Origin of the sequence: Microbacterium sp. (assembly GCF_049661145.1) — a bacterium.
GTDB lineage: Bacteria > Actinomycetota > Actinomycetes > Actinomycetales > Microbacteriaceae > Microbacterium.
Genome location: NZ_JBASZT010000435.1, coordinates 1 through 18,299, shown reverse-complemented (window position 1 = coordinate 18,299; position 18,299 = coordinate 1). Strand labels below are relative to the sequence as shown.

Annotated in this window: 18 protein-coding genes; 11 read left to right on the top strand and 7 right to left on the bottom strand. The window is 67.7% G+C overall.

Annotation, left to right across the window (positions count from 1 at the left end):
• Positions 1 to 43: 43 nt before the first annotated feature.
• Positions 44 to 1,639: an isocitrate lyase gene (locus WBP48_RS17930; protein ID WP_424442116.1), complete on the bottom strand. Its 1,596-nt coding sequence runs from the start codon at positions 1,637 to 1,639 to the stop codon at positions 44 to 46.
• A 71-nt stretch (positions 1,640 to 1,710) separates the two neighbouring features.
• The gene (aceB, locus tag WBP48_RS17925) at positions 1,711 to 3,333 is read right to left on the bottom strand and encodes a malate synthase A (protein WP_424442115.1); all 1,623 of its coding nucleotides are present in this window, start codon (positions 3,331 to 3,333) and stop codon (positions 1,711 to 1,713) included.
• Between the two features lie 139 nt (positions 3,334 to 3,472).
• Here aceB and WBP48_RS17920 point away from each other — a divergent pair, with 139 nt between their 5' ends.
• Together WBP48_RS17920 and WBP48_RS17915 are read left to right on the top strand one after the other, a co-directional pair.
• Complete coding sequence (locus WBP48_RS17920) at positions 3,473 to 4,975, top strand: helix-turn-helix domain-containing protein (protein WP_424442113.1); 1,503 nt, start codon at positions 3,473 to 3,475, stop codon at positions 4,973 to 4,975.
• Between the two features lie 363 nt (positions 4,976 to 5,338).
• On the top strand, positions 5,339 to 6,436 hold the full coding sequence (locus tag WBP48_RS17915; RefSeq protein WP_424442112.1) for a Fic family protein: 1,098 nt from the start codon (positions 5,339 to 5,341) through the stop codon (positions 6,434 to 6,436).
• Between the two features lie 82 nt (positions 6,437 to 6,518).
• Here WBP48_RS17915 and WBP48_RS17910 read toward each other — a convergent pair whose 3' ends face one another.
• A complete protein-coding gene (locus tag WBP48_RS17910) occupies positions 6,519 to 6,800 on the bottom strand; it encodes a hypothetical protein (RefSeq protein ID WP_424442111.1) in 282 nt (93 codons plus the stop codon).
• Between the two features lie 204 nt (positions 6,801 to 7,004).
• Here WBP48_RS17910 and WBP48_RS17905 point away from each other — a divergent pair, with 204 nt between their 5' ends.
• The gene (locus WBP48_RS17905) at positions 7,005 to 7,424 is read left to right on the top strand and encodes a hypothetical protein (RefSeq protein WP_424442110.1); all 420 of its coding nucleotides are present in this window, start codon (positions 7,005 to 7,007) and stop codon (positions 7,422 to 7,424) included.
• A gap of 247 nt (positions 7,425 to 7,671) precedes the next feature.
• Here WBP48_RS17905 and WBP48_RS17900 read toward each other — a convergent pair whose 3' ends face one another.
• Together WBP48_RS17900 and WBP48_RS17895 are read right to left on the bottom strand one after the other, a co-directional pair.
• Positions 7,672 to 7,806 (bottom strand): hypothetical protein, encoded by a 135-nt coding sequence (locus WBP48_RS17900; RefSeq protein ID WP_424442109.1) that lies wholly within the window; start codon positions 7,804 to 7,806, stop codon positions 7,672 to 7,674.
• 208 nt (positions 7,807 to 8,014) lie between these two features.
• Entirely contained in the window at positions 8,015 to 9,061 is a 1,047-nt protein-coding gene (locus WBP48_RS17895; RefSeq protein WP_424442108.1) for a transposase, read from the bottom strand.
• Between the two features lie 141 nt (positions 9,062 to 9,202).
• Here WBP48_RS17895 and WBP48_RS17890 point away from each other — a divergent pair, with 141 nt between their 5' ends.
• The 4 genes from WBP48_RS17890 to WBP48_RS17875 all read left to right on the top strand — a co-directional run bounded on the left by WBP48_RS17890 (position 9,203) and on the right by WBP48_RS17875 (position 12,291).
• Positions 9,203 to 9,538 carry a helix-turn-helix domain-containing protein gene (locus tag WBP48_RS17890; RefSeq protein ID WP_424442107.1) on the top strand — a complete coding sequence of 112 codons (336 nt, stop codon included), beginning with the start codon at positions 9,203 to 9,205 and terminating at the stop codon, positions 9,536 to 9,538.
• 170 nt (positions 9,539 to 9,708) lie between these two features.
• Positions 9,709 to 10,605 carry an ABC transporter substrate-binding protein gene (locus WBP48_RS17885; RefSeq protein WP_424442105.1) on the top strand — a complete coding sequence of 299 codons (897 nt, stop codon included), beginning with the start codon at positions 9,709 to 9,711 and terminating at the stop codon, positions 10,603 to 10,605.
• 29 nt (positions 10,606 to 10,634) lie between these two features.
• On the top strand, positions 10,635 to 11,531 hold the full coding sequence (locus WBP48_RS17880) for an amino acid ABC transporter permease (protein ID WP_424442103.1): 897 nt from the start codon (positions 10,635 to 10,637) through the stop codon (positions 11,529 to 11,531).
• Positions 11,524 to 12,291: an amino acid ABC transporter ATP-binding protein gene (locus WBP48_RS17875; RefSeq protein WP_424442102.1), complete on the top strand. Its 768-nt coding sequence runs from the start codon at positions 11,524 to 11,526 to the stop codon at positions 12,289 to 12,291. Before WBP48_RS17880 ends, WBP48_RS17875 begins: the two co-directional genes overlap by 8 nt.
• 20 nt (positions 12,292 to 12,311) lie before the next feature.
• On the opposite strand, the gene WBP48_RS17870 is transcribed toward WBP48_RS17875, so the two are convergent.
• A complete protein-coding gene (locus WBP48_RS17870) occupies positions 12,312 to 12,887 on the bottom strand; it encodes a helix-turn-helix domain-containing protein (protein WP_424442101.1) in 576 nt (191 codons plus the stop codon).
• Between the two features lie 101 nt (positions 12,888 to 12,988).
• Between WBP48_RS17870 and WBP48_RS17865 the strand changes: the two genes are divergently transcribed.
• The 4 genes from WBP48_RS17865 to WBP48_RS17850 are packed head-to-tail and all read left to right on the top strand — an operon-like array spanning position 12,989 to position 17,853.
• On the top strand, positions 12,989 to 14,008 hold the full coding sequence (locus WBP48_RS17865) for a dimethylarginine dimethylaminohydrolase family protein (protein ID WP_424442099.1): 1,020 nt from the start codon (positions 12,989 to 12,991) through the stop codon (positions 14,006 to 14,008).
• Positions 13,998 to 15,641, top strand: coding sequence for a thiamine pyrophosphate-binding protein (locus WBP48_RS17860; RefSeq protein WP_424442097.1), 1,644 nt, complete (start codon positions 13,998 to 14,000; stop codon positions 15,639 to 15,641). Before WBP48_RS17865 ends, WBP48_RS17860 begins: the two co-directional genes overlap by 11 nt.
• Positions 15,638 to 16,585: an NAD(P)-dependent oxidoreductase gene (locus WBP48_RS17855; RefSeq protein WP_424442095.1), complete on the top strand. Its 948-nt coding sequence runs from the start codon at positions 15,638 to 15,640 to the stop codon at positions 16,583 to 16,585. The genes WBP48_RS17860 and WBP48_RS17855 overlap by 4 nt, the downstream gene beginning before the upstream one ends.
• Positions 16,582 to 17,853 (top strand): M20 family metallo-hydrolase, encoded by a 1,272-nt coding sequence (locus WBP48_RS17850; RefSeq protein WP_424442093.1) that lies wholly within the window; start codon positions 16,582 to 16,584, stop codon positions 17,851 to 17,853. The genes WBP48_RS17855 and WBP48_RS17850 overlap by 4 nt, the downstream gene beginning before the upstream one ends.
• A 203-nt stretch (positions 17,854 to 18,056) precedes the next feature.
• Here the strand turns inward: WBP48_RS17850 and WBP48_RS17845 are convergent.
• Positions 18,057 to 18,299, bottom strand: a 243-nt coding sequence (locus tag WBP48_RS17845) for a helix-turn-helix domain-containing protein (RefSeq protein ID WP_424442091.1), incomplete at its 5' end; no start/stop codon positions are given.

Here is an 18,299-nt window from a genome sequence, read left to right as displayed (position 1 = left end):
CCGCGAGCCTGAGCCCGCGGCATCCCGTCGTGTCGGCGCCTGATCAGCCGAACTGGTTCATCGTGTTGTCCTTGCCACCGGCCTTGAGGGCGGCATCCCCGGCGAAGTACTCCTTGTGGTTGTCACCGATGTCGCTGCCGGCCATGTTCTGGTGCTTGACGGTAGCGATCCCCTCGCGGATCTCGCGCCGCTGCACGCCGCGGACGTAGGCCAGCATCCCCTCGTCGCCGAAATAGCCCTTGGCCAGGTCATCCGTCGACAGCGCCGCCGTGTGGTAGGTCGGCAGGGTGATGAGGTGGTGGAAGATGCCGGCGCGGGCCGACCCGTCCTTTTGGAACGAGCGGATCTTCTCGTCGGCCAGCCGCGCCAGCTCGGTGTCGTCGTACGCGACGTTCATCAGGTCGGCGCGGTCGTATGCCGAGACGTCCGCGCCCTGCGCGACGAGCGCGTCGTAGGCCTGCTGGCGGAAGTTCAGCGTCCAGTTGAACGACGGACTGTTGTTGTAGACGAGCTTCGCGTTCGGGATCTCTTTGCGGATCTCGTCGACCATTCCGGCGATCTGCGCGATGTGCGGCTTCTCGGTCTCGATCCACAGCAGATCGGCACCGCCTCGCAACGCCGTCACGCAGTCGAGCACGCAGCGGGCCTCGCCGGTTCCGGGACGGAACTGGTACAGGTTGCTGGGCAGCCGCTTCGGGCGCATCAGCTTTCCGCCCCGCGTGATGACGACGTCGCCGTTGCCCAGTCGATCCGCGGTGACCTCCTCGGCATCCAGGAACGCGTTGTACTGATCGCCCAGGTCGCCGGGCTCGTGCGAGACGGCGAGCTTCTGGGTGAGGCCGGCGCCGAGCGAGTCGGTGCGCGCGACGATCACGCCGTTGTCGATCCCGAGCTCGAGGAACGCGTAGCGCACCGCGTTCAGCTTGGCGATGAAGTCCTCGTGGGGCACCGTCACCTTGCCGTCCTGGTGGCCGCACTGCTTCTCGTCCGAGACCTGGTTCTCGATCTGGATGGCGCAGGCGCCGGCCTCGATCATCTTCTTGGCGAGCAGGTATGTGGCCTCGGGGTTGCCGAAGCCGGCGTCGATGTCGGCGATGATCGGCACGACGTGGGTCTCGTAGTTGTCGATCTGCGACTGGATGAACTCGACCGCCGTCTCGTCTCCCGCCAGCCGTGCGGCGTCGAGCTTCGTGAACAGCAGGTCGAGCTCGCGGGCGTCGGCCTGGCGCAGGAACGTGTACAGCTCCTCGATGAGCGCCGGGACCGCCGTCTTCTCGTGCATCGACTGATCGGGCAGCGGCCCGAACTCCGACCGGAGGGCGGCGACCATCCACCCCGACAGGTACAGGTAGCGCTTGTTCGTCGACTTGAGGTGCTTCTTGATCGAGATGAGCTTCTGCTGGCCGATGAAGCCGTGCCAGACGCCCAGCGATTGGGTATACAGCGACGAGTCGGCGTCGTACTCGGCCATGTCGCGGCGCATGATGTCGGCGGTGTACTGGGCGATCTCGAGGCCGGTGCGGAACCGGTTCTGCGCCCGCATGCGGGCGACGTACTCGGGGTCGATCGCGTCCCAGGCGGAGCCGCCTCGCTCCTTGAGCGTAGCGACGGAGCGGATGTCGTTTTCGTAGGCAGTCATGTCACGTCCTTGTTCTGAGTGCTTGCGGATTGTTTGCGGATTGCTTGCGGATGGAGGGGGCGGATGCCGACTCAGTCGGCGTCGTGGAGGTAGTTCGCGTATGCCGAGAGCGTCAGAAACGCCGGGAAGTCGTCGCCCAGGGCCACCTCGCCGAAGATCGCGGCCGCGTCGTCGAACCGGTCGCCGTCGCTGCGGGTGACCTCGTCGAGCACCTGGGCGATCAGCCCCTCGATGTAGTCGCGGGTGATCCGTGTGCCGTCGTCGGTGGCGCGGTCCTGGTGGATCCACTGCCACACCTGGCTGCGGCTGATCTCGGCGGTCGCGGCATCCTCCATGAGGTTGTCGATCGCCACGGCCCCCAGGCCCCGCAGCCACGCCTCGAGGTAGCGGATCGCCACCGACACGTTCGCGTGGACCCCCGCCGCCGTGATCGGGCGGCCGATGTGCACGTCGATGAGCTGGGATGCCGTCACGTGCACCTCGGGGCGCTGGCGATCGACCTGGTTGGGCCTCTCGCCGAGCACGGCGTCGAACTCCGCCTGCGCCACCGGGATGAGGTCGGGGTGGGCCACCCACGTGCCGTCGAACCCGTCGCCGGCCTCGCGCTTCTTGTCGGCCGAGACCTTCTCGAACGCCTGCGCCGTCACCTCGGGGTCGCGTCGGTTGGGGATGAAGGCGCTCATGCCGCCGATCGCGAACGCACCGCGGCGGTGGCACGTCGCAACCAGCAGTTCGGTGTAGGCGCGCATGAACGGCACCGTCATCGTGACCTGGCTGCGGTCGGGCAGCACGAACCGGGCGCCGCGACCCCGGTAGTTCTTGATCATCGAGAAGATGTAGTCCCATCGGCCGGCGTTGAGGCCCGCGATGTGGTCGCGCAGCTCGAAGAGGATCTCCTCCATCTCGAACGCCGCAGGCAGCGTCTCGATGAGCACGGTCGCGCGGATCGTGCCGTGCGGGATGCCGACGTAGTCCTCGCTGAAGGTGAACACGTCGTCCCAGAGCTTGGCCTCTTCGGCCGACTCGATCTTCGGCAGGTAGAAGTAGGGGCCGACGCCGTTCTCGATCAGCCGCTTCGCGTTGTGGAAGAAGTACAGCCCGAAGTCCACGAGCGAGCCGGATGCCGCCAGCTGCCGTCCGGTGCGGTCGGTGACCGTGATGTGCTTCTCGGTCAGGTGCCAGCCGCGGGGGCGCATCACGATCGTCGGGGTGCGCTCGGCGGTGACGCGGTACTCCTTCCCTTCGGGGGAGGTGTAGCTGAGCTGCCCGCGGATCGCGTCGAACAGTGACAGCTGGCCCTCGACGACGTTGCGCCAGGTGGGGCTCGTGGCGTCCTCCTGGTCCGCGAGCCAGACCCGCGCGCCGGAGTTCAGGGCGTTGATGGTCATCTTCGGGTCGGTCGGCCCGGTGATCTCGACGCGGCGGTCCTCGAGGCCCGGGCCCGCCCCGGCGACTCTCCAGTCGGCATCCTCGCGGATGTGCGCCGTGTCGGAGCGGAACTGCGGGTCGTGGCCGTTGCCGATCTCGAAGCGGCGACGCATGCGGTCGGCGAGGCGGTCGTGGCGGCGGCCGGCGAAGCGCGCGTGGAGCCCGGCGACGAAGGCGAGGGCCTCGGGAGCGAGGATCTCGTCGTAGCGCGGGCGCATCGTGCCCGTGATCGTGATGGGCGCGGTGCCCGTGGCGGTGGGAGTCATGGCCCCTCTCCTTCTGTCTCGTGTGTTCGACCCGTCTGTGCGGGCCGTGGTTCCACTCTGAGTGAAGATTCGAGCCAGAGATAACCAAATCGCATGTGAAGTTTCGTGGATCTTCACTTTCTGTGACATGATCCCGGACATGACGAACGTCGATGTTCACTCGCTGGCAGGTTCCGTGGGCGCGGATGCGGGTCCTCTGGACGATGGCGCGGATGCCGATGCGCTCACGATCGGGCGCCGCATCCGGCAGCTGCGGACCGGTCGAGGCATGACGCTCGACGAACTGGCGGCGGCGGTGGAGCGCGCGCCGAGCCAGCTGTCGATGATCGAGACGGGCAAGCGCGAACCGCGGCTGTCGCTGCTGCACGCGATCGCGAAGGTTCTCGGGGCGACGGTGGATCAGTTGCTCGAGGCGGAGACGCTCGACGAGCGGGCGACGCTCGAGATCGCCCTGGAACGGGCGATGAAGGGGCAGACGTTCCGGGCGCTGGGCATCGAGCCGTTCCGCATCGGCAAGGCCGTGCCCGATGAGGCGTTGCGGGCGATGCTCGCGCTGCAGGGCGAGATCGAGCGCCTCGGCGACGAGCGTTCCGCGACGCCCGAAGAGGCACGCCGCGCGAACGTCGAGCTGCGCCATCTCATGCGCCGGGAGGACAACTACTTCGCCGACCTCGAGGAGCACGCCCGCGGCATCCTGCGCGCCGTCGACCATCCCGGGGGCCCGCTGACCCAGCGCACGGCGAGCGATATCGCCGCCCACCTGGGGTTCTCACTCCACTACGTGGCGGACTTGCCGGCATCCACCCGTTCGGTCGCCGACCTCCGCAACGGCCGGCTGTATCTGTCGAGCACGGTGCCGGCCAAGGGCGATTCGCGCACGGCGGTGCTGCAGGCGCTCGCGAGCCGCATCCTGGGGCACAGTGAGCCGCGCTCGTATGCCGAGTTTCTGCGGCAGCGGGTCGAGACCAACTACCTCACGGGCGCGCTGTTGATTCCCGAGGACCATGCCGTGCCGGTGCTGCAGGAGGCGAAGGCGCGGCGGGCGCTGTCGATCGAGGACCTCCGCGACGCGTATTCGGTGACGTACGAGACCGCGGCGCACCGCTTCACCAATCTCGCGACGCGGCACCTCGGCATCCGCGTGCACTTTCTCAAGGTGCACGAGTCGGGCACGATTACGAAGGCGTACGAGAACGACGACGTGAACTTCCCGTCCGACCGGCTGGGGTCGATCGAGGGGCAGCTGTGCTGCCGGCGGTGGACGAGCCGGGTCGTGTTCGACATCCCCGACAAGTTCAACCCGTACTACCAGTACACCGACACGGGCAACGGCACCTTCTGGTGCACGGCGCGCGTGGAGGGGTCGAGCGAGGGGGCGCACTCGGTGTCGGTGGGAGTGCGCTTCGACGACACGAAGTGGTTCGTCGGTCGCGAGACGACCAACCGCGGTGTGTCGCGCCACGCCGTCGAGGTGTGCTGCCGCCGCGCGCCGGCGGAGCTGGAGAGCCAGTGGCGCGATCAGGCCTGGCCGAACGTGCGGACCCCGCGGACACTGCTCGCGACCCTGCCGACGGGCTCGTTCCCCGGCGTCGACACGACCGACCTGTACGAGTTCCTCGAGGCCCACGCCCCTCGCGACTGAGTCCGTGCGGCGGGCGCCGCTTGGCCCCCGCCCGTTGGCCCCGGCATCCGATCGTTGAGCGAGGCCCGCAGGGCCGAGTCGAAACGCCCCAACCTGCCCGCGCGCCCCGGTGAGCCTCGGCCATGGACTTGCCGTGATTTGTCGTCTCGCCCCCGCGGTAGCGACCAATCATGGCAAGTCGAGCGAGCCCCGCCAATCGACCTGCCGCGATCTGTCGCTACGAGGCCGCGGATCCGACAAAACGCGGCAAGTCGAGCGCGCGTGCGCTGACTCCAAACTGAAGGGAGGCGCAGACTTCGATGACATGCAAAGAATCTGTCTGATTTTTTACATGTTTTCGGGATGTGCGAGTAGGTTTTGCATATGCCGTGGCGTGCTGACCAGCCCTACAACGACCTTCCGGTGCTTCCGCCGACTGGGCCGATCGAGACGCGCGCGGTCCTGAAGGCGGCGATCGATGCTCGTGCCGCCGTGGCTGCCCTCGATCAGGCGGCACGCCGCATGCCCAACCCGGCCGTCCTTCTCAATGCGATGCCTCTTCTCGAAGCCCAGGCCAGTTCCGAGATCGAGAACATCGTCACAACGACGGATGAACTGTTCCGATTTGCACAGGACCACTCCGAACTTGCCAGCCCTGCCACGAAGGAGACTCTGCGGTACCGTGCTGCGTTGTTCGCAGGTCTTGAGAGTCTGCGACGGCGTCCACTCACGGTGACGACGGCGATCGAGGTGTGTTCGACTGTGCAGGGCAGGGAGATGAAAGTGCGCAACCTGCCCGGCACCATCATCGCCAACCCGGCGAACCGTCGCGCGATCTACACGCCACCGGAAGGTGAGCTGAACATCCGCGACAAGCTGTCGAACTGGGCTGATTTCATTCACGATTCGGCGCCGCTCGACCCCCTCGTGCGAATGGCCGTCGCTCACTACCAGTTCGACGCGATCCATCCGTTCGCCGACGGTAACGGTCGTACCGGCCGCATCCTCAACATCCTGCTGATGGTCGACGCAGGGTTGCTGCAGTCACCCATCCTCTACCTCTCGCGCTACATCATCGCCCACAAGGATGACTACTACCGTCTGCTGCTGGATGTCACGCGCAACGAGGCGTGGGAGAAGTGGATCCTCTTCATGCTGGCTGCCGTGGCTGCGACTGCGCGCGCCACACTGATAAAGATCGACGGGATCCAGAGCTTGCAGGCATCCGTGCGGGAGCATGTTCGCCACACCAGCACCGGGTCGAACTCCGACCTTCTGGATGTGCTCTTCGAGCAGCCGTACTGTCGGATCGGCAACGTGATCGAGCGTTGTGAGGTGTCACGCCCGACGGCGACGAAGTGGTTGAACGAGCTTGTCGATGCCGGCGTGCTGCGCGACATCCGGGTGGGCCGGGAGCGACTCTTCATCAACGGTGACTTCGTCGACATCCTCGCCCGCGATGAGCCCGAGACCGCACGGTAGCAACGCGTCGGGCGCGCCACCCCGCCCGCCCCGCGAGGCCCGCAGGGCCGAGTCGAAACGCCCTGACCCAACCGCCCCGCCGTCAGTGGCCCGCCGCCGCAAGGAGGGCAGGGGGCGTCCAAGCCGGCCAACTCGGGGATCCGATGAGCGCGCCCCGCTCGAAAGAGGCGCAGAGGCGGAACGGGGTGCCGGCGCGGCTGTTGTCGAGCACCTCGGTCACATCTGCGATCGGGATCGCCTCCGCGACGTGATCCCACAGTCGGTCGTACCTCTGTCGGATCTTCTCTTCTGGCGCCGAATGCCCTCCTCGGCGCACGCGCTCGCGGACACGTTGCACGGTGAGCTCGACAGGGACGATGATCACGTGTAGGCCGGTAGCGGCTCATCATCGACGGCGATTTCGTCGGCATGCTCGCCCGCGATGAGGCCGGACCCGTACAGTAGCAACGTGTCGTCGACCGATCCGTGGCAGAGGCTTCAGTCCCTGCGCACGTTTGGCGTCCCGCCCAGGCCGTTGAATCGCCCGCACTTCGAGGCCTCCTCGAACCTGATCGCGAAGGCGGTCCGCGTGTGGGCCTCGGACTACGACCGTGCCGTCTCGTACGTGAAGCGCGGGGCCCAGTTCGCCTACGACCCGGAGGAACTGGACTATCCCGTCCGGTGGGAAGCCCACATGGCGCTGTTCGCGGACGTGACGGATGCCGCGGAGGATGCGGATGCCGGCGATGAACGGTGGCTCGATGCGGCGCTCGATCTGCTGGACTCGGCAGATGAGGTGGCCCGCGTCGACCTCGCCGACGTCCTGCGTGTCACCTCGAAGGACTGGCGGCTGACGCACCGGGAGGACAGACGGATCGCCGCGGCCACCGCAGCGGTCCCGCGCGCCGACGACCCGGCTCCCGGCCTCACCCCGGAGCAGGTGCTCGACCTGACTCTCCCCCTCGTGCGTGCGACCGTCGCGTATCGGCGCGCACTCTCGGCATCCTGACGCAGCACTGACGGTCGTGAGTGCTCGCAGATTGGCCCGCGCTCAGCGACTTGCCGCGACTGGTCGTATCGGGCCCGTGGTAGCGACAAATCATGGCAAGTCGCGCGTGCCCCGGTCAGCGACTTGCCGCGATTGGTCGTTTCAAGGCCGTGGATGCGGCAGAACGCGGCAAGTCGGTCGCTTGAGGGTTACGGCTTGCTGGGGCGTGCTCGCCGTCAGGCTGCTGCCGGGCGCACCCGCGGCTCCGTCACCGCCGGAACAGTTCACGCAGCAAGTACGCGCGCACCTCAGCGAGCATCCTCCGCTTGTGCGCGTCGATTTCGGCCCGATCAGCCTCGGGCATTGGGTGCTTTCCGAGGTACTCCTCGAAGCTCAGTGCCATCGCGATCATTCTCCTCCCAGCCGGCGAGCGGAGAAACGGATCGCCGTGCTAGGAGCGCGGGTCGGTATTCGGGTGTGGGCGCGCTGGGATCGGCGCGGTGGCCGGTCGTGGTGATGCCGGTCGCGGTCGCGTGTTGGCCACTATGAGGCGTTCTCTGGTGCTCGTTGGGGTCGTGAGGGGGTGGATGCCCTCCTCCCGGGCTGTTTGATCACCTCGTTGCGAGTGATCCGAGCCCGTCGATCCCGATCTTGCCGTGGAGCTTGCGCAGGTTATGGCACGCGGCCAGCAGCAGCCACTCGCCTCTCGCGCCCTCCAGCCCCCGGAGAAGGAGGTGTTTACCGTTTTGCAGGGTGCTCATCTGCCCGAACACCGGCTCGACGATCACCTTCCGCCTGGCGTAAGCGGTGCGGCCCTTGTTCGTTCTCAGCTTCCGGGCCATCCGCTCGCGACGCGTAGCGCCCGCCGGGATCCGTCCCCGGGGACTGTCTGGGATCAGGGCGTCGTGCTTGTGCCGGCCGGTCGCGATGAAGAACTCCGTTCCGGTGGCGGCGGTGACCTCGGCCGCCTGAGCGAGGTTATCGTCGGAGCAGTACCCCGCATCAGCGGTGACCTGTTTCGGGGCCCGATCGGTGTTCGTGACGGTCTGCTCGGTCATCGGGATCAGGTTGCCGACATCGGAAGCGTTGTCGGTGACCGAAGCGGCGACGATCACCTGATGGTCCTCATCGACCATGGCCTGCCCGTTGTAACACTGGTGGAACGACCCGTCCGAGGTCTTCATGATCCGAGACTGCGGGTCGGTGAAGTTGCGTTGCGCTTTCGGTTTGACCACCGCAGCCTGCTCGGCCGCAGCGACCCGCTCGGCGACCTGTTCGCAATCGCGCTGCAGCTCGACTTCGGTGTGATCTGGGGAGCGCTCTTGGAGATGTGCGGCCCCCGGGATGCCGTCGTGCTCACCGCGCACGTGGAGATCACCTGGCGCATCGTCGACCAGTGCACCGCCGCCGTCATGTCTGCCTACGGCAGCGAGATGTCGCGCATCGCGCAGCATGAGACGAATCTGCGGCAGGCGACGATCGGTCGTCTGTTCGCCACCCCGCACCCGCACGACGCACTCACCCGCACCGTAGCGTTCCAGCTCGGGTGCGAGGTGGACGACCAGTTCACCGTTATCGTCGCCGACCAGGCCGATTCTCAGGACCGGCTTCTCGGTGAACTGGTGACGATGGCCCGCGCGGCGCGTGTCTTCACGCATCGTTTCAGCGGAGCGATGGCTGTCTTTTGGCCGTCGTCTACGGCCGACAGCCCGCTACCGCTCGAAGCGATCCGTGCAGCGAGAGCCCGTGGCGTGCGCGGGCTCTCCGCTGTGCCGAGGACCGCCCGTACGCTCCTCGGTGTGCTCGACGCGACCGACGCATTGCAGCAGCGGATCGTCGAGCTGGAGCACAGCATCCCGTTGCTGGCGCGACGGGCGCTCATCGACCAGGATGTCGATCTGCGTCCCGTTCTCGACGATCCGCTGGGGGTCTGCACTCCTCACGAACGCGACCGGATCGTTGAGACCCTGCGGGAGTACTTCTTGACGGGCAGTGTGCAGCAGACGGCGCAACGCCTGTTCTGCCACCGCAATACGGTGCTGAACCGACTCGCGCGCTTTGCCGAGCTTACCGGTCTCGATGTGACGATCCCTCGCGACGCCGCGACGGCGATGATCGCGCTCGGCCAGCACTGAGCCGCACGTTTCCGAAATGTAAACGTTCTGTTTCCCAGCCTCGGGGTGTGGAAGTTGTTTGCTAGTCTCCGAATGTTGTTACACAAACAACATTTGTTTCACTCCGCACCACCCCGCTCCACCTCGCACTCACCATCGAACAGCGGGCTTTCGCCCGGAATGGAGACACCATGATCTCGCGTCGCATTCTTGCGGGGGTCGCCGCAGGCGCCCTCGCCATCACCCTCACCGCGTGCGCCGGCTCGGCAGGCCCGACCGCCGACACGACCACCCCCACCGCCTCAGGCGAGTTCTTCGGCCTGTTGCCCGCCGACGTCCAATCGGCCGGGTCGGTCACGGTTGGCACCGAGGCGTACTACCCGCCGTACGAGTTCCTCGACACCGACGGGAGCACCGTCATCGGCTTCGACATCGATCTGCTCAATGCCGTCGTTGCTCGTCTCGGCATCGACTACAAGCTCGAGAACGTCGCCTTCGACACCCTGCTGCCCTCGCTCGATGCGGGGCGTTACGACGTCGTCGTGGCGGCCGTCAGCGACACGGCCGAGCGCCAGACGAACTACGACTTCGTCGACTACTTCCTCGCGGGGCAGGCGATCATCACCCTCGCGGGTGAGACCGACGGCCTTTCGACGCTCGATGACCTCTGCGGTCTGACCGTCGCGGTGCTGCGCGACTCGGCCCAAGAGTCGATGCTCAATGACCTCAATTCGGGAGCCTGCGCCAGCAGCCCGGTCGACGTGCTGAGTCAGCCGAGCGACACCGACGCGCTCTTGCAGGTGCAGAGCGGCCGCGCGCAGGCATCCCTCGCCCAGGAGCCAGTTGGTCGATACAACGCCAAGCAGGTCGGCGGCGGAAGCGTCTTCGAGGTCGCCAACAGCGAGACGATCGAGCCCAGCCTGCTCGGCTACGTCTTCAAGAAGGGGAGCGCTGACCTTCAGACGGCGTTCCAGACCGCGCTGCAGTCGCTGATCGACGACGGCAGCTACGCCGCGATCCTCGACAAGTGGGATCTCGGCTCGGGCGCCGTCGAGACCGCGACCATCAACGGGGCCACCGCGCAATGACGACCCCCATTTCCTATCCGCCGGCGGGCGTGAGCACCGTTCGCCCGCGGGTCGTCCCGGTGCGGCACTACGGGCAGTGGATCGCCGTCACCCTCGTGATCATCCTCGCCGCGAAGCTCGTCTATGACGTGGCGACGCAGAGCACGATCCGCTGGGAGATCATCGGTGCGCGGCTGTTCGCCGAGCCGATCCTGCAGGGCGTCGGCATGACGATCGTGCTCACGATCGTGAGCATGATCCTCGGCGTCATCGGCGGTGTCGTCGTCGCGATCATGCGGCTGTCGAACAACCCGGTGCTGCGCTACACGAGCGGCCTGTTCGTCTGGATCTTCCGCGGCACCCCGATCCTGGTGCAGATCCTCATCTGGTTCAACCTGGCGCTGTTCTTCCCGACGATCGGCCTGTTCGGGTTTCAGGCGGACACCAACAGCCTCATCAGCCCGCTGCTCGCAGCGATCCTGGGTCTGACCCTCAACGAGTGCGCGTACGTCTCCGAGATCGTGCGCGGCGGCATCCAATCTGTCGACAAAGGTCAGGTCGAGGCGTCGCAGGCCCTCGGGATGAAGCAGGCACAGATCATGGGCCGCATCGTGCTGCCGCAGGCGATGCGGGCGATCCTGCCGCCCCTTGGCAACGAGACGGTGACGCTCCTGAAGGAGACCTCGTTGGTCGCGGTGATCGGGGCGGGCGACCTGCTCACCCGCGCGCAGCAGATCGGTGCGGCCGACTTCTCCCGCATGGAGATGCTCATCGTCGCCTCGATCTGGTACCTGGCGCTCACGACCGTGGCGACGGCGTTCCAATGGTGGCTCGAGCGGCGCTTCGACCCGTCCGGTACCCAGGCTGCCGGTCTGCCCGGCTTCCTGAAACTGTTCGTAAGGATGCGGCCGACCGCGACGCCCCGAGGAGGCGAGACGAATGTCTGAACCGCTTGTCACCCTGACAGACATCGAGAAGTCGTTCGGTCAGAACCTGATCCTCAAGGGGGTCTCGCTCACCGTCAACGCTGGCGAGGTGGTGGGCCTACTCGGGCCCAGCGGCTCAGGTAAGTCGACTTTGCTGCGCTGCATCAACCACCTCGAAGAAGTGGATGCCGGAGAGATCCGCGTCGGCGGAGTGCTCGTGGGCTACCGGGAACACAAGGGTCGGCTGTGGGAGCTGCGGCCGAACGAAGTCGCGGAGCGGCGCAAGGACATCGGCATGGTGTTTCAGCGCTTCAACCTCTTCCCGCACATGACGGCGCTCGAGAATGTCTCGGAGGCCCCGCTCCGAGTGCGCAAACGCCCCAAGGCTGAAGTGAGGGCAGAAGCCATCGAGCTACTGGAGCGTGTCGGACTCGGAGACCGCATCAACAACTATCCCTCGCAGCTGTCCGGTGGCCAGCAACAGCGCGTCGCGATCGCCCGTGCGCTCGCGATGAAGCCCAAGGTCATGCTGTTCGACGAGCCGACCTCGGCGCTCGACCCCGAACTCGTCGGTGAAGTGCTGCAGGTCATGCGTTCGCTCGCCGAGGAGGGCATGACGATGATCGTGGTCACCCACGAGATCGCCTTTGCTCGCGACGTGTGTGACCGTGTCGTCTTCATGGCCGATGGGTTCATCGTCGAAGAGGGGCCGGCGAAGCAGGTCATCGGCGCGCCGCAGCACGAGCGCACGCGTCAGTTCCTCAAGCGGGTAGGCGCGTGATCGTGACGGACGCCGTCCCGTCAGGCGGGCGGGAGCAGCACCCAGAGCAGTTCGGCGCCGTTGTCGTCGAGGCTGCGCCAGGAGTGCGGCTCCCGCCCGTCGAGGGTGAGCGTATCGCCGGCGTCGAGTTCGTGCTCAGCGTCGGCGAACCGTACGGCGATGCGGCCAGAGATAACGTGCAACACGTCGAGTTGGGCGCTGACGGTGTAAAGATCGTTGCCGCCGGACGCGATGACGCCGGGGTCCACGCGCGAGCGGAGCACCTGAATCCGCGGCTCCAGTCGCGGGCTCAGCAGTACCTCGTGCACGCCCTCGCCGCCGAGATTGATCTGGGGTGCCTCGTCTCGCCGGACGACCTTGACGTCGCTCGCGCGGAAGAGCTCTCCGACCTCGATGCTCAGCACATCGCAGATCGTGACCAGCGTCGACACGCTCGGCGACACGAGGTCGCGTTCGATGCGACTCAGATGGCTCTTCGTCAGCTGTACGAGGTCGGCGAGTTGCTCGATCGTCAGCGACCGTGCCTGCCGCACCGCCCGCAGTCGCGACCCGATCGCGGCACGCTCCGTGCGCGGTTCTACCGGCAATGGCCGCATCCCCACACTCCCTCTGTTCGCCGAAGCCTGCTGGCCGAAGCCCTTCTCACCGAAGCCTGCTCATTGAAACGACGCGCAGTTCGCGCAAGAAAGGACTGATCATGACTGATGTCATTGCAGACGACCCGACTCTCGAGATGAGTGAGGGGCGGTTCCACCATATCCTCGGCCCCGAGGCCCAGCCGCCGTTCGAGTCGGATTCGGAACTGGTCGGTACCTGGGGTCGCAAGTGGGGAGCGGCCGACGAGGTCGGCCGGGTGCGTTCGGTCATGGTGCGTCGCCCGTCGCGTGCCCTCGAAGAAGTCGCCCGGCTCGGCGAGTCTGCCTGGACTCCGGAGCTCGGCGCCTACCTCGACCCACAGCACCGTTGGTACTGGGCGGGACACGAACTGCCAGACCTCGACCTCGCGCACGCGCAGCACGACGCACTCGTCCAGGCGCTGCGGGACAACGACGTCGAGGTCGTGTACGCGCCCGACGACGATCGCTTCTCCAAGGGCGTGTTCACGCGCGACCCGCTCGTGACGGTGCCGGGTGGTGCAATCATCCTGCGGCTCGCGCCGCGCATGCGCCGCGGCGAGGAGCAGTCGATCACCCAGACGGTGGCGGCGGCGGGTTTGCCGATCCTCGCGACCATCACCGGTACGGGCCTGGCCGAGGGTGGCAGCTTCGTCAAGGTGCGCCCCGAACTGGCCTTCTTCGGCACGTCGGTGCGCTGCAACCCCGAAGGATACCGGCAGCTCGCCCGCATCCTGGAAGAGCGCGGCATCCGCTGCGAGCGTTTCCAGATGCCGGGCTACCAGATTCACCTCGACCTGTGCATGGCGATGATCGACGACGACCTCGCGGTCGTGAACTCCGCGATCGCCCCCTACGACCTGCTGTCGCGGCTGTGGGAGCTGGGCATCGAGACCGTCGACGTGCCTTCGGGAGAGGACTGGGCCTGCAACCTGCTCACGCTCGACCGCCGCAAGGTGCTCTTCCCCGCGCACCTGCCCCGCATGGCCGACATCCTCGCGAACAAGCACGACGTCGAGGTGGTCCCCGTCGACTACCGCGAGATCAACAAGAACGGCGGCGGCATCCACTGCTCGACGATGGAGCTGCAGCGTGACTGGTGAGACCTTTCTGACCGGCGCCCAGCTCGTCGTCCGCACGCTCGAAGACCTCGGCTGCACCCGAGCGGTCGGGCTTCCCGGGCAGCACGCGCTGTCGCTGTTCGACGCGCTGGGGCAGAGCGAGATCACGTTCCTCGGCGCCCGGATCGAGCACAACGCCGGGTTCGCCGCCGACGGCGCCGGCCGGTCGACCCGCACGCCCATGCCGCTGCTGCTGTCGGCCGGTCCGGGAACCCTCGCGGTGCTGTCGGCCGTGCAAGAGGCGCACGACGCATCCAGCCCCGTGCTCGTCATCGCCGCGCAGGTTCCCGCGCGCGGCATCGGCGGCCACCGGCACGGGTACCTTCACGAGCTCGCCGACCAGGCCGGTCACTACGGCGCGCTCGTCAAGGATCGCTGGTCGGTGCGCTCTCCCGAGCAGATCCCCTCGGTCATAGCCGAGGCGTGGGCACTGGCGGCATCCGTCCCGATGGGGCCGGTGTACGTCGAGATCCCCAGCGACGTGCTCGAACGACCCGCCGGCGGCCCTGTCCCGCGGGCAACGGCGCGGGCGATCACCACCCCACCGCTGCCGGTGCTCGATGAGGTCGCGGCGCTGCTCGGTGCGGCGCAGCGGCCCGTGATCTACGCGGGCGGTGGCGTGGTACGAGCGGATGCCGGGGACGAACTCGTCCGCGTCGCAGAAGCCCTCGGTGCGCCGGTCGTGACGACCTTCGGTGGCCGGTCGGCGTTCCCGTTCACGCATCCGCTCTCGGCGGCCGGGTGGATCGAGGACATCGCGACCACCGAGCTGCTGGAATCGGCCGACGTGCTGCTTGCCGTCGGCACGGGACTCGGCGAGCTGACCACGAACTACGCCACGACGGCTCCACGCGGCACCATTGTGCAGCTCGACGCCGATGCCGCCGTGCTCGGTGCCAACTATCCCGTCATCGGCGTACACGCCGACGCGAAAGAGGCGCTGGATGCGCTCGCCTATCTGCTGCCGGGCGGCGATTCGGGCAGCAGTGCGGATACCACGGCATCCGCCCGCGAGCGGATCGCGGCGGTATTGCAGACCGTCGAGGACCGCCTGGCGGGGCAGAACCTCGCCGCCGAGCGCCGGCTGCTCGACGACCTCCGCACCGCGGTGCCCGACGACGTTGCGACATTCTTCGACATGACGATCCTCGGCTACTGGTCGTGGTCGGCGTGGGACGCCCGCGGCGGCGGATACGAGTGCGCGCAGTCGGGCGGCCTCGGCTGGGCCCTCGGCGCCGCGATGGGCTCCGCCTTCGCGACGGGCCGGCCGACCCTCGCCGTGAACGGCGACGGCGGGGCAATGTACGGCATCAGCGAACTGGCGACCCTCACCCAGCACCGCCTACCGGTCACCTGGCTCATCGTCGACGACGGCGGCTATGGCGTGCTCCGCGAGTACCTCATGGCGGCCTTCGGGCGCAGTACCGCAACCGAGCTCGCCCGTCCCGACTTCGCGGCCCTCGCGGGCAGCTTCGGCATCGCCGCCCGACACGTCGGTCCTGACGGCGTCGGCGAGGCGATCGCTGCCGGCATTGCGAGCGGCGAACCGAATGTCGTGGTCGTGGATGCGACCCTCGCCCTCTTCGCCCCGACCCACCTGGAGCGCCTCGCATGACCCGTCCGCTCGCGATCATCGTCGACGAGACCGACCTCGACCTCTCCGCCTCCGAGCAGGCGCTGCGCGAGGGCGGCTTCGACGTCGCCCGCTGCCGGATCGACCTCGACCCCGTCATTCCCAAGGGTTTGCGCGGGGCGCGTGCCGCCATCGTCGGATACACGCGGTTGGATGCCGGGTTCTTCGACCAGCTGCCGCAGCTCGGCGCCGTCGCGACGTGTTCCGTCGGCGTCGACATGGTCGACGCCGACGATGCAGCGGCACGCGGCATCCGGGTCATCTCCATCGGAGCACCCTCGACCGAAGAGGTCGCCGTGCACGCGCTCACTTTGCTGCTCGCGGCTGAGCGGCGGCTGCTCGACGCGCACGCCGTCGCCCGCTCGGGCGGCTGGACCGAGGAGTTCACCGCGCGGCCACGCCGGTTCTCGCAGCTGACCCTCGGACTGTACGGCTTCGGGAAGATCGCGCAGCGGCTCGCCGCGCTCGCGGCCCCGGTCGTGGCCAGGGTCATCGCATACGACCCGTATGCGGCTGCCGTGCCCGGCGTGGAACTGGTGTCCGAGAGCGAGCTGTTCGTGAGTACTGATCTGTTGAGCGTGCACGCCCCGCTCACCGATGTCACCCGCGGCGCCATCGGTCCCGCGGCGTTTACCGCCATGCGGCCGGGCACTGTGATCGTCAACACCGGCCGCGGACCGGTCATCGATTCCGCGGCGCTGGTGGAAGCCCTCGACGACGGCACGATCGCCGCCGCCGGGCTCGACGTCTTCGACGCCGACCCGCCGGCATCCGACGATCCCCTACTGAACCATCCGCGGGTCATCGCCACCCCGCACATCGGCTTCCTGTCCGTCGCATCGCTCGCTGACTACGAGCGATTGCCCGGCGCGAACCTCGTCGCCTGGTGGCAACAGGAATCCAACAAGAAGGAGAACGTGTCATGACCGCGACCCCGAAAATCTCCCCCGCACGCGCGGAAGCGTTCCTCGCCGACTTCACCACGCTGGGCACCTTCGGCGCCACCGGCCGCGGCGGTGTCGACCGGCAGGCCGGCAGCGACGCCGACATCGCCCAGCGGCGCTGGTTCGCAGGCTTACTGGAACAGCACGGGCTGCGCGTCGAGTACGACCGCATCGGCAACCAGTTCGGGCTGCTCGAGCTGGTACCCGGCGCACCGTACGTGTTCGTCGGCTCGCACCTCGACTCCCAGCCCACCGCGGGCAAGTTCGACGGCGCCTACGGGGTGCTCGCCGCCGCCCACGCCGCGTTCGAGCTCGCCGAGCGTTGGGGGTCGGGTTCGGCATCCGAGGATGAGAAGCCGCGCTACAACATCGTCGTCGTCAACTGGTTCAACGAGGAGGGCTCGCGCTTCGTGCCCTCCATGATGGGTTCGTCGGTGTTCACGGGCGTCCTCGGTCTTGACGAGGCGCTCGCGACGACCGACCCGTGGGGCATCAGCGTCGGCGACGTGCTCGGCAAGGCTGGGTTCCTCGGTGGCGGCGACGGGCCGACCCCGGTCTCGTGCGCCGAGATCCACATCGAGCAGGGCCGCATCCTCGAAAACGCGGGAAACACCATCGGGCTCGTCACCGCCACCTGGGCTGCGAGCAAGTACGTCGTCACCGTCGAGGGCGCGCAGGCGCACTCCGGCGCGACCGTGATGGAGGACCGGCAGGATGCCCTCTACGGCGCGGCCCTGCTCGTCGTCTTCGCCCGCCAGCTCGCCGACCGGTTCCCCGGCGTGCTGCACACCGCGATCGGGAAGCTCGACGTCTACCCGAACTCGCCGGTCGTCGTCGCCTCGCAAGTCACGCTGCTGCTCGACCTGCGCTGCTCCGACGAGGGTGTGCTCGCCGAGGCGAACCGTTACCTGGAAGAGCAGTTCGCCGCGATCGAACAGACGGCCGGCGTGCGGGTCTCGCGTCGACTGTCGCACGAGTGGGGCATCAACCCGTACCAGCCCGCCGGCGTCGACCTCGCCCGCTCGGTGGTCGGCGAGCTGGGGTACTCGAACCAGGAGATCTTCACGGTCGCCGGCCACGACTCCGTCAACATGAAAGAGAAGGTCCCCACCGTCATGCTCTTCGTCCCCTCCGTCGAGGGCATCTCCCACAATGAGGCGGAGGACACGAAAGACGACGACCTCGTCGCGGGCCTCGACATGCTCACGGGTGTCGTGGCACGACTCGCGCACGGAGCGCTCGTCGACTGAGAACGCGAGAGGGCCGCGGCGGTTGGCATGCGCTCAGCGACTTGCCGCGATTGATCGTCTCTCGCTCGGGGTAGCGACCAGTCGCGGCAACTCGTGCGCGCCTCCGCCGGCGACTTGCCGCGATTGGTCGGTTCAAGGCCGTGGATCCGGCAGAACGCGGCAAGTCGAGCACATGCGGGCGTGGATGCTGCGCGCGGCACGCGTCAGCCGGCGGCGACGAGCGCGGCCCACAGCTCGGCGCGGGCGGGGAAGGACGACAGGTCCACGCCGAGCAGCTGCTGGGCCTGCGCGATCCGGGCGCGCACGGTGTGGCGATGGATGCCGAGGGCTTGCGCCGCCTCGTCGATGCGCGCATCGTGGGCGAGCCACGTGTGGACCGTCGCGAGGAGCGCTGTCCCGTGGGTGGCGTCGTGCGACCGCAGCGGCGCGAGCCGTGCCTGCGCGAC